The sequence below is a fragment of the Streptomyces sp. NRRL F-2664 genome (assembly GCF_000719345.1).
GTDB lineage: Bacteria > Actinomycetota > Actinomycetes > Streptomycetales > Streptomycetaceae > Streptomyces.
This window is the reverse complement of sequence record NZ_JOFX01000075.1, coordinates 1-10,040: the sequence shown is the minus strand read 5'-3', so window position 1 is coordinate 10,040 and position 10,040 is coordinate 1. Positions and strand designations below refer to the sequence as shown.

General features: G+C 68.7%; 9 protein-coding genes and 1 pseudogene. 3 read left to right on the top strand and 7 right to left on the bottom strand.

Annotated elements, in window-relative coordinates; genetic code table 11:
- Window positions 1-279: 279 nt before the first annotated feature.
- The 5 genes and pseudogenes from IF89_RS48190 to IF89_RS45055 form a co-directional block, all read right to left on the bottom strand.
- A complete protein-coding gene (locus tag IF89_RS48190; protein WP_234327974.1) occupies window positions 280-657 on the bottom strand; it encodes a hypothetical protein in 378 nt (125 codons plus the stop codon).
- Between the two features lie 14 nt (window positions 658-671).
- Window positions 672-908, bottom strand: a pseudogene (locus IF89_RS48185) (ATP-binding protein); the annotation flags it as partial.
- Between the two features lie 110 nt (window positions 909-1,018).
- Window positions 1,019-2,710 carry a Mu transposase C-terminal domain-containing protein gene (locus tag IF89_RS0133005; protein WP_078628683.1) on the bottom strand — a complete coding sequence of 564 codons (1,692 nt, stop codon included), beginning with the start codon at window positions 2,708-2,710 and terminating at the stop codon, window positions 1,019-1,021.
- A gap of 202 nt (window positions 2,711-2,912) precedes the next feature.
- Entirely contained in the window at window positions 2,913-3,590 is a 678-nt protein-coding gene (locus tag IF89_RS42985) for an ATP-binding protein (RefSeq protein WP_158718020.1), read from the bottom strand.
- Window positions 3,591-3,676: 86 nt separating this feature from the next.
- Window positions 3,677-4,192, bottom strand: coding sequence for a hypothetical protein (locus IF89_RS45055; RefSeq protein ID WP_030775968.1), 516 nt, complete (start codon window positions 4,190-4,192; stop codon window positions 3,677-3,679).
- 1,209 nt (window positions 4,193-5,401) lie between these two features.
- Between IF89_RS45055 and IF89_RS46390 the strand changes: the two genes are divergently transcribed.
- Complete coding sequence (locus tag IF89_RS46390) at window positions 5,402-5,947, top strand: hypothetical protein (RefSeq protein WP_158718019.1); 546 nt, start codon at window positions 5,402-5,404, stop codon at window positions 5,945-5,947.
- 1,379 nt (window positions 5,948-7,326) lie between these two features.
- Here the strand turns inward: IF89_RS46390 and IF89_RS47200 are convergent.
- The gene (locus IF89_RS47200; RefSeq protein ID WP_199820599.1) at window positions 7,327-7,725 is read right to left on the bottom strand and encodes a hypothetical protein; all 399 of its coding nucleotides are present in this window, start codon (window positions 7,723-7,725) and stop codon (window positions 7,327-7,329) included.
- A gap of 256 nt (window positions 7,726-7,981) precedes the next feature.
- Here IF89_RS47200 and IF89_RS0132985 point away from each other — a divergent pair, with 256 nt between their 5' ends.
- Together IF89_RS0132985 and IF89_RS0132980 are read left to right on the top strand one after the other, a co-directional pair.
- Window positions 7,982-8,293 (top strand): transposase, encoded by a 312-nt coding sequence (locus IF89_RS0132985; protein WP_030775965.1) that lies wholly within the window; start codon window positions 7,982-7,984, stop codon window positions 8,291-8,293.
- Window positions 8,290-8,781 (top strand): IS3 family transposase, encoded by a 492-nt coding sequence (locus tag IF89_RS0132980; RefSeq protein ID WP_158718018.1) that lies wholly within the window; start codon window positions 8,290-8,292, stop codon window positions 8,779-8,781. Before IF89_RS0132985 ends, IF89_RS0132980 begins: the two co-directional genes overlap by 4 nt.
- A gap of 124 nt (window positions 8,782-8,905) precedes the next feature.
- Here the strand turns inward: IF89_RS0132980 and IF89_RS0132975 are convergent, their stop codons facing one another.
- Entirely contained in the window at window positions 8,906-9,727 is an 822-nt protein-coding gene (locus tag IF89_RS0132975) for a thioredoxin domain-containing protein (protein ID WP_030775959.1), read from the bottom strand.
- Window positions 9,728-10,040: the final 313 nt, after the last annotated feature.

Here is a 10,040-nt window from a genome sequence, read left to right as displayed (position 1 = left end):
CTAACCCCAGCAGCAACCACCACCCAGCAGCACCCGGCGCCGGCACGCGCCACACACACACCACCAGCACACCCGCCAAACGCAGCCACCACACCAGGCACAGGGCCGGACACCCCCGCACAGCCACGGGAGTCCCCGGGCCGGGGTGCAGGGTGATCCGGCCAGTCGGCAGGTGGTGGGCGGCCAGGGCCGTATGCGTGTACAGCCCCGTCGTCGTGGCGGTCGAGAACCACGGTGACGGGCGGCAGCGGCGGGGCGAGAGGCACGGGCGGTGGGGTGTCAGGCGAGGCGGCTGAAGGCCCAGCGCAGCAGCTCTTGGTCGACGCGGGGGCGGCCGGTGCGTGCCAGGGCGGTGCGGGCGTGGGCGGTCAGCTGGGCCCAGGCGCGGAAGTTGCCGTGCGCGGCATGCTGGTCGGCGAAGGCGATGTCGTCGGGGTCGGCGTGGGCCCAGATCGGATGGAACAGGGGGATGACGTCGAGGACCTCGCTGGGGGTGAGGCGGGTGAAGTGCTGCCAGATGAAGATGCGGGAGGAGAGCATCGGTTCGCGGCGCAGCACGGTGTGGCAGCCCTCGCCGCCGACGAAGACGACCGCGAAGCGGGTGGCGGGCTCGTCCAGAGGTAGCGGAAGTACTCGAACGCCTCCCCGTTGAGCCACTGGGCCTCGTCGACCAGAAAGGTGCGGGGGCGCTCGGCCAGGGCGGTCTTGAGCAGACGGTCGAATTCGCTGGGGTGGCGGGGCGGCTCGCCGGCCAGGTCGAGCGCGGTGAACAGCTCGTAGCGCACCGCTCGGGCGGTGGGGCGGGCGCGGAAGGTGACCCGTCGTACATCCTCGCTCGGTTCCAGCTCGCGCAGGCAGGTGTTGACCGCGAGCGTCTTGCCGAAGCCGGCGCCGCCGTGGATGCACATCATGGCCCGCGCGGCAACGGTGTCGGCGATGTTCTCCCGTGCGGTGAGCAGGGCCCGGGTGGTGACCACGGAGGCATCGGGCAGGTCGACGTACTGGTAGGTGGCAGCGGTCACGTGGCGTCTCCTGCGGGTCGGGAGTCGGGCTCCGGCGCAACGTCCGCTGACGGGTCGGCTGGAGCGGAGGCGGGCGGGGCTGGCGCTGTGCTGGCCGCGAGGGCGGGCGGGGTGCGCCAGTACGCCGGAGGCGGGGCGGGCGGGATCAAGTCGGGGAGTGCCAGCCGTGCGACGTCGGTGTAGTCGACGGCGGCGAGTTCACGATCGGCCTGGGCGGCCGTGACGGCTCCCAGCCGCTGGGCGGGCTCCGCGCTGGTGGTGGGGGCGAATCGCTGGCGGCGCAGGCGTTCGGCGGCCTTCGTGTCGGCCCGCAGGCGCCGGGCGCGCTCCGCGCGTGCCTCGCGCAGCGCCTGCAGTTGCTCGGGGGTGGCCGCGGCCGCGAGGTGCGCCGGGCCGAGGTGGCGGCCGCGGGCGTCGCAGACCTCGATCTCGTGGTCGTGGTGGGGCATGTAGCGCACGCGGACCTGGCGGCCGGCCTGGCCGGTCATCCACGCGGCGGTGTAGGTGCGGCCGTGCCAGCTCACGCCGTGGCTGGTCAGCTTCCGGGGCCGGCCGTCGTCCTCGAGGGTGAAAGCCCACAGGTCGGCGGCGGGGATGTCGGTGACAGGGGTCGGATCGGCCTGCCACGCCTCCGGCGTACGGCCCGACAGGGCTTTCGGGCGGTGCGCGGTGTTCCACCAGTTCGTCCACTCCAGGACCTCTGCGGTGAAGTCCTGGAACGACAGGGCGGACAGCGCCCCCGCGGGACGTCCGCGCCGCTCCGAGCGGGGCCTGGTGGGCCCGGCGGTGTAGCCGGGCAGGGCGGCGAACAGCATCCGGTCCGCAGCCCGGTTGAGGCTTTCCACCGTGCCTTTCAGATGCGGGCTGTAGGCGGGCAAGTCCTTGACTGTCACACCCATCGCACCGAGCGCGGTGGTTACGGCGGCCGACAGGAAGTCCTTGCCCCGGTCCATCCTCACCAGCTCCGGCACTCCCCCGGCCGGGCCGTAGGGATCGTCCCGCACCACTGCGGCGCGCAAAGCAGCCAGTACCGACGCGCGGGAGGGATGGCCCGGGGTGACAGCGGTACCGGTGATGACCTTAGTGGCGGTGTCGATGAACCAGGTGATCCACGGGCGCACCAGGTCGCCGTCAGCGTCGACCAGCAGAGGGGCCTGGACGTGGTCAGTCTCCCAGGCGTAGCTGCGCCATGACGCCGGCCGCTTGCCGAACACGTCATGGGCGCGTGCTGCCTCCGGTCCGCTGGCGAGACCGGCGCGCTCCCCCGCCGTCAGATCGCGGCGCAGCGCGCGCAGGAACGTCGACAAGGACGGGACCGGATCCAGCAGCGGCACCTGCGACAGGGCTGCCCCGCCCGGCACAGCCACCAGGCCGGGCGGGACGGGCCCAGCAGCGCCGGACGTATGTGCTGGTACGCCCCCGGCCTCGGCTGCGGCGCGCTCCACGAGCTGGCGGTGGACTGCGGAGGCGTTGCCGTGCCAGTACGCCAGCAGCACCCGGATTTCCGCGGTGATCTCGAACCTGCTCGTGTGGCGGGCTCCGGGGTGCGCAGCCGCCTCCGGGCTCTGGGACGCCTCAGCCAGCCACCGCCACACCGTGCGCTCCGATGCCCCCAGGCACTCCCCCGCCAGCCGCACGTGCTGCCGCGAAAGACCGCCCCGGGCCCGCAGCGCCAGCAGGCGGCGCACCGCAGGCGCCCGCAGCGCAACCACCGAGCACGCCGGCCGGATCCCCCGACGGTGGCGGCCACTGTCCTCCCGCGTCAACGCCGTGGCCGCCGTTGGTGTCCCTCGATCCGCTGTCCGTCATCATGCCGTTTCCCTCCTTGCCCAACGGGGTGAGGTTCTCTGCCGCCGGAACCGATGCGTCCCGGGCGCGTGAGAGTGGCGGTCATGAGTACGGACCGAGCCGGGCGCAGGCCTGGTCGATCGCGTCCCGATCCACACACGCACCGGGGTCGCGGCCCCAAGCTGCACAGACATGTGAGGTGATCTTCGCCCAGGTACGGAAGTTGCCGCGGGCGGTCTGCTCATCCGCCCGCCCCAGGTCGGCCGGGTCAGCGTCCTCCCACACCGGGTGGAACAGACCCAGCGTCCGCGGTACGTCCTGCGTGTCGAGGCGGCTGACCTGGTGCCAGGTCAGAACCCGGGAACGCATCGCCGCGGCTCGGGCCAGCGCCCGCTCGCTGCCCGCCCCGCACAGCACCAGGGCAGCCGCACAGCCCGGCGAGTCCCACAGCTGCCGCAGGTAGTCCAGCACCGGCGGCGACAGACGCTGCGCGTCGTCGAGGAACAGCACACCCGGCTCAGCCAGCGCCTCAGCCAGCGCTTGGTCGGCCGGTCCGGCCCGGTGGGTCAAGGACCCCGACGGCAGTCCCAGCGCCTCGCACAACGCGGCCCGCACCTGCGGCAGCCCGGGCCTGACTCCCACCACCGCCCGCCACACCGGCACCCGGGCAGGCAGCAGATGCAGAGCCTGCTCGACCGCGACCGTCTTCCCCAGCCCCGTGTCCCCGTATACACAGCCGATCCCCCGCGCGGCGACCGTATGCCCCACCGCCTCCACCACCCCGGCCACCTGCCGCGTGGACACCAGCCGCGCTCCCGGCGCGTACAGGCGCACTCCACCCGACACCCGGGTACGCGAAGCGGTCTTCACCGCGCCGGGCCGCTGTTCACCGCCCGTGCCAGAGCATCCGGGCCGTCCACGACCGGCGGACCGTTCGCACCCTCTGCGAAGCCGAGTTCGGCCAGCGCTCGGTCGTACCGGCTCGGCTCCACCCGGCCCGACGCCGCCCGGGCGACCTGAAGCACCCGGCCCGCCCGCAATTCGTCCTTGATCGCACGGTGCAGGGTCGCCAAGGACGGCACAAACTCCGTCCCCCAGTGCTCCAGGCCGCCCTCGTCCTGCGCCCGGAGCATCCTTCGGCGCAGTTCGGCGACGTTCCCGCCCGCCTGGGTCCGCACCTCCCACAAGGCGTCCCCCACCACGAACCCGCCCTGCCGTGGCCGCGCCTCCAGCCGCCCCTCGCGTCCCTCGGCCAGCCACCGCCATACCGTCCGCTCCGTCACGCCCGCCAAACCGGCCGCGATCCGCACGTGCAACGACGACAGACCGCCCTCACCCCGGTCCACCACGAGCAGCCGCCGCACCACCACAGCCCGCACCACCCGCCCGGCCTCCGCCGAACCAGGCGGACCCGGCGCCGTCTCCCCCACCGGGGTTCCCGAACCCGTCACAAGGCCAACCCCACCGCCCCGGCCACCCCTCCACACGAAGACCGGCAAACCCAACACAGCCGGGCCGCGATCTGCTAGCCGCACCGTGTCAGCCACCCGGTCACCCCATGACAGCAGCGGTCTCCCACCCGCGACCGCCGACCACCCGGCTAACCGCAGACAGCTGTCGAAGGTGGCTGCTGTGCAACGCCAAATCCTTTGCTGGCCGCCCGTATTGTGTGGTGAAGTGCCCCATGGGCTCCCGCACGAAGCGACGCAAAGCGCGCAACGATATTTGCTACGACGGGCACACCGGACCGCTTGATGCTGCTCAGACGGCCATCTTGTCGTCCTTGCGGCCGCCCTCAGAGCTTCATCGCTCGATCCACCCGAACGCCAAGCGGCCGCAAGGCGACACGAGGAACGCAACACGGCACAAGCGGAAGCGATAGGAACAGCCCTCGCCAGAAGCCCCTCCTGCGACACCAACGCCGCCGTTCATGGGCCTACGTCACATCTCGACGCACTGCGGCGTCGGTGAGCAGCCGGATCCGCAGGACAGGCTCGTGCGCCTTCTGCGGCCCTCGGCTTCGTCCACGAGCGCCTGGAAAGATCTCCGTCGCGGTATGCCGACAACATCGGCCTACGACATACCCCCGACAGGAACAGCCACCCCCACGACAGCGAACCTGACCCACCCCAGCTGCTCAACGGCAGCCATTTGTTCACCTCATGACAGCAGACCAGCACACATCCACAGCGCATGACCAGGCAATCAACAACCGAACACCGCTGACGCACAACCCCTGCCACTAACACGCCCACTCACACACCACGCTCCCACTCATCGGTCGTAGGTGCGACCAGCTCCAACCCGACCATCCGAATCGTAGGCGGCGAGCACCGTCCGGGCGTCAGGGCGGGTGCCTGCCCCGGCCTTGATCTACTCGCCCGGACGACGAGCTGGCGGTCCGCCCTGGCGATCGGCACCGGGAGCGCGACTCCGTTGGTCGGCGGCAGCATTCCCCCCGTTTGGCCATCCGACCGGCTGTACCCAGCAGTCCGGACGAAGGTCACAATGAGTAAAGTATCCGTACATCGCAGAATTGGGAATTTAGCATGCATATTCGTCGGAAATCGCTGATATGGTGGTCTCTTGGTGTGGCCGCACTGAGCGTCGCCGTCGGACCCGTCGCTGCCGCTCAGGCGGCCCAGCCAGCTTCTATCGCAACCTTTCAGGATTCCGAGAAGGGGGCCGCTGACCGGCTTTCCGTGGACGAGATGATGCAGATCGCACGAAAGGAGGTGGAGCAGAAGCGTCCGGAGATGACCCGTCTCTTCCTGATCGGGGCCGGGCAAGGAGATGTGGTGTCTAATCCCTCTGAATTTAAGTCCTGGAGTTTTTTGTTCGATTCGCCCGAAAACGAACAGAATGAGCTCACCTGGGAAGTTATAGTTGACTCTGAAACCGGAGAGGTGACTCACAGTGGCCGCAATTTGAAGTACGATTACGCTGCAATATCTAAGTATCCGCTTCCCGTCAGCCTGGAACAGGCATACGAGCTGGCAGGGAAAATCCCGGTTCGTTACCTGGAGATTTCCAAGAAGGTTTCCAACTCGGACAGCCCCAATGCGGAGCCTTATTACATATTCCATGGAGAAGGGGCCTCGGTAAAGGTGAATGCCATCACCGGGGAAGTGAGCTGACCTCCAAAAAGCCTGGGAGCCTGCGTTCAGATGCGATGTGCCGGTTTTGTGTCAGTGGGTGGATGTCAGTGACGGCACATCAGAGCTGGGTGTTTTCGCTGGTCGGATGTTGAGGAAGAGCATGGTCACTGCCGTGGGGCGGTTTCTGTAGCGGCGTGGCTGTCGTGAGGCGGGACACCCCGCTCCGTTCCACTGTCTTGAGAACGGCACTTCTGATCCTTCCGAGGTCTGCGCGGCGGCACGGTGGTCGGTGTCGGTTTTGCGCGGGCGGAAGGGGGCGGGGTGGGGAGCTGGGCGCGTGGGGTGAGGTCACGGCGGGGTTGATGAGCAGCCGCCCCCTGGCCATCCGACCGTGGGCAAGCCAGGCTTGCCCAGACCGGAGCAGCCAGGCTTGCCCACCCCCCAAGGCGTGCAAGAGGGGTTGCCCGCCCCGGTCCGGGGGCGGGCTCGCCTCCCCCGGACCGGCCCCGGAGGGTTGCACCGGAAGGGGGCTGGAGGGTTGCACGTAGAGGTGCGCTATGAGTTGCACCGGAGGTGTGACCGGGAGTGGGACCCTCCCTTTTGCGATCTTGAGTATCGTGCCTGGTCAGGCCCGGTGGGCAAGCCCAATCGCCGCGACGACACCTAATGGGGATCGAAGCCGGCGGATCGCTACCCGTTACCCGGTCCCGCGAGACCTCGAAAAAGAGCGCGGCCGCCGGCTTCACCTCGGCGGCGATCGGCTGACGTCCGGTGAGCCAACATCCCGGGGCCTTGAGCCCCAGGCAGAGCTGGCCCCGGCCATCAGCCAACCGCCGCCGAGGAACGCGACCGTGAGGGTGCCAGGCGCCGGGGTCACTCCTGGACGACACACGAGGCCCTGACCTCCAGAAAGAGATCGGAGGGCTCCGGCGTCCGGCACTCTCACGGCCGCTGCCGCGCGGATGATCGAATATCCGTGGTCCGAGCCCGCCGCAGGGTGCACCTCTCACCTCACCGGGACGCCTCCGAGCTCCTGCACAGACCGAGGCCCCTGCGGTCAGCTGGGGTCACGAACGACTAATCGGATGACGGGCCCAGAGCCCTTCCATTAGGGAGTCGCGTGCCTCCGCGCAGGTCTTTGACCAGCGGATATGTGCATCGGACGGAAGAACAAGGGGGACGCCCGTGAAGGTGTTCTGCGGGATCGACTGGGCCAGCGACCACCACGACGTCGCGGTGGTCGACGGTGACAGCAAGCTCCTCGGGCGGGCCCGGATCTGAGATGACGCGGCGGGCCTGCAGCAGCTGCTTAGCCTCTTGGCCGAGCACGGCGATGGCCCCGGCGAGCGGATACCGGTAGCGATCGAGACCTCCCGCGGCCTGCTGGTCGCCGCTCTGCGCGCGACCGGCCGGCCCGTCTACGCCGTCAACCCGATTGTGAACAGGCACGCCCATGACAGCCGGCCATCTTCGCGATCGGCGCCTGACGGCAGCGGTTCGGTCACCTCGTGACAGCCATGATCACTACCGCTGCGCAGCATGAGCAGGGACGGCCCTCCCATCCTTGCTGACGCCCAGCCAGTGCCACCACCACACCCATTCACACCCACCAAGCCGTCGGCGTCACCCCGCCGAGCCTCACCGGCGCCCGCCTTGTCCTCAAGGGCTACGAGGCCGAGCTCAAGGGCACCCCACAGGGCCGCCCCCGCAAGGCCGCCGCCGCGGTCCCCCGGGTGCTCCGCCTGCTCGTCGCCGCCACCAACACCACCACCGTCGCTGCTGGTCTTTTCGGCCGCGGTCTTCTTCTTCGCGGGCATCGGGTGGACGGTGCCCGGCTCGCCGCGGGTAGCCTTCGCGTCCTGGGGTTCATGCACACCACGGCCGAGTGTTCTTCTTGGCGACCAATCCGGGGGTGTCGGCCTTTAGGCCTGTCTCGGAGGTGTGGGCGACGCGGACCTGGTGCCAGTCGCCGCGCTCGCCGACCACGTAGAGGGTGTCCCGCGGTGAGCTTCCCCCGCTTTACCGGAGACTCCGAACCTGGTCTGATCACTCAGACCGAGAAGGGAAGTCTTCGTGCCTGCACCGGGTAAGTACCCGCCGGAGCTCAGGGAACGTGCCCTGCGACTGTGGCGGGAGTCCGATCCCCGGCCGCCGGTGACACATCTGGCCCCGCAGCTGAACATCCACCCCGAGGCCCTGCGAAGCTGGATCCGGCAGGACGAGGCTGACCGGGGCGAGCGCAGCGACCGGCCCACCTCGCAGATGCTGGAGGAGAACCGGCGGCTGAAACGGGAGATCGCCGAGCTGAAGCGGGTGAACGAGGTGCTGCGGGCGGCCAGCGCCTATTTCGCGGCGGAGATCGGCCCGACCCAGCGGTGGTCATGAGCTTCATCGAGGTCCATGACTTCCCGGTCGATCTCGTGTTACGGGTCCTTGCCATACCCTCCTCCACCTACTACGGCTGGCGGGCCCGCGCCGTGGCGCCGTCCCGGCGGCAGCTGAAGGACGCCGACCTGCTGGAGAAGATCCTCAAGATCCGTTCGTCGCACGAGTTCGCGGCGACATATGGCTCGCCTCGGGTCTGGCTAGAGCTGAAGCGGCAGGGCGTGCGGTGCGGCCGCAAGCGCGCCGAACGGATCATGCGGGCCAACGGTCTGCAGGGCGCCCCCCTGCGCAAAGGCTGGAAGGGCGGCTCGACCGTGCAGAACCCCGCCCACACCGCGGCCCCGGACCTGGTCGAGCGGGACTTCACCGCTGGCGCCCCCAACCGGCTGTGGGTGGCCGACCTCACCCGCATCCCCACCAGTGAAGGGGTGTTGTGGCTGGCCAGCGTCCGCGACGGGGCTTTGGAGGGGATACGCAGCGTTACCTGAGGGCATGCTCGACAGGGCCCTATCGCTGGGCTGAACGTTGGGCACCATCGCTGTCGGTCAATGGTGAGTGCGGCAGGTGTCTTTCGGTAGCGGTTTGTCCGTTCGGCGCAGGGCAGTCTGCCCGCTACTTGCCAGCGAGTGCCGTGTCGATCGCAGCGTTGTAGTCAGCCACGGTCATGAGCACGCTCTTGCCGTTGGCGCCGGACAGCTTTTTGCCGTCCATGACGAAGGACGGGGTGCCCTCGATGCCGTCCTTGTTGTTGTCGAATTTCTTGGACATCTCCAGTGCCCAGCGGTCGTAGGTGCCGTCCTCGACAGCCTTACGGAAGGATGCGTTGTTCTTGAGTGCTGGTACCTGGTCGGCCACCTCGATCAGGTACTTGTCGCTTTTGAACTTGTCGTCCGCCTCTGCCGGGTGGTACTTCGCCGAGTACAGCTCGTGCTTGTAGGCGAGGAAGGCGTCGGGGCTGACGTTCAGGGCAGCGCCCAGAGCGCTGAGGGCGTTGCGGGAGCCCTCCCCCGGGATGGTGCGGTCGACGAACGTGGCGCCAATGAACTCGACCTTGTACTTGCCGTTCTTGAGGTCATTCTCGATGGTCGGGCCGACAGCCTGCTCGAACTGGGCGCAGATGGGGCAGCGCGCGTCCTCGTAGATTTTGAGGGTCTTCTTTGCGTCAGCCTTGCCCAAGATGACCGTTGTGCCGTCTTTACCGGTTGTATTGCTGGGCTGGACCAGCTTCGCGTTCTTCGCGGCTTCCCAGGCATCGGGCTTGTTCGCATGGATGATGAGATACCCGGCGCCGCCCGCCGCCGCCAGTACGCCGACAATCGACGCCGCGACAATGAGTTGCCGTTTGAGCTTTTCCTTTTTGGCTTGACGCTCGCGCTCCGCGCGAAGGCGATCGCGAGCGGCTGATCTGACGGCCTGGCTGTTGCGTGCGCTCATGGTTTGTCTTTTCGGTATTGATGAACTGGCCCGAACCGGAAGGGGCCAGATGGTGAACCTCGGTATGACCCCGCGCTCTCCGGCAACGGCTGGCGAAGCTGCGCTCTCGGCTGCCCGTTCCGCGGCGGCTCCTATGGGGTGTTCTCCTGGTGCCCGGAGGTTCCGCCTGCCGGATTCGTGCAGGTCATGTCCTTATCAGGCAGCCGCCCCGTCGCTAGTGCTGTGACCGGGAAGGTTTGCCGGGTTGCTCGTTGTGCTGGTCGGATGTGACGACTTCGACTGGCATGGGGAGGCGGTATGGCGTTACCGGTCC

Coding starts and splice junctions, on each gene's coding strand:
- IF89_RS47200 (WP_199820599.1), bottom strand. CDS start 7,725: ATGCCCGCGAAGAAGAAGACCGCGGCCGAAAAGACCAGCAGCGACGGT.
- IF89_RS0132980 (WP_158718018.1), top strand. CDS start 8,290: ATGAGCTTCATCGAGGTCCATGACTTCCCGGTCGATCTCGTGTTACGG.
- IF89_RS0132975 (WP_030775959.1), bottom strand. CDS start 9,727: ATGAGCGCACGCAACAGCCAGGCCGTCAGATCAGCCGCTCGCGATCGC.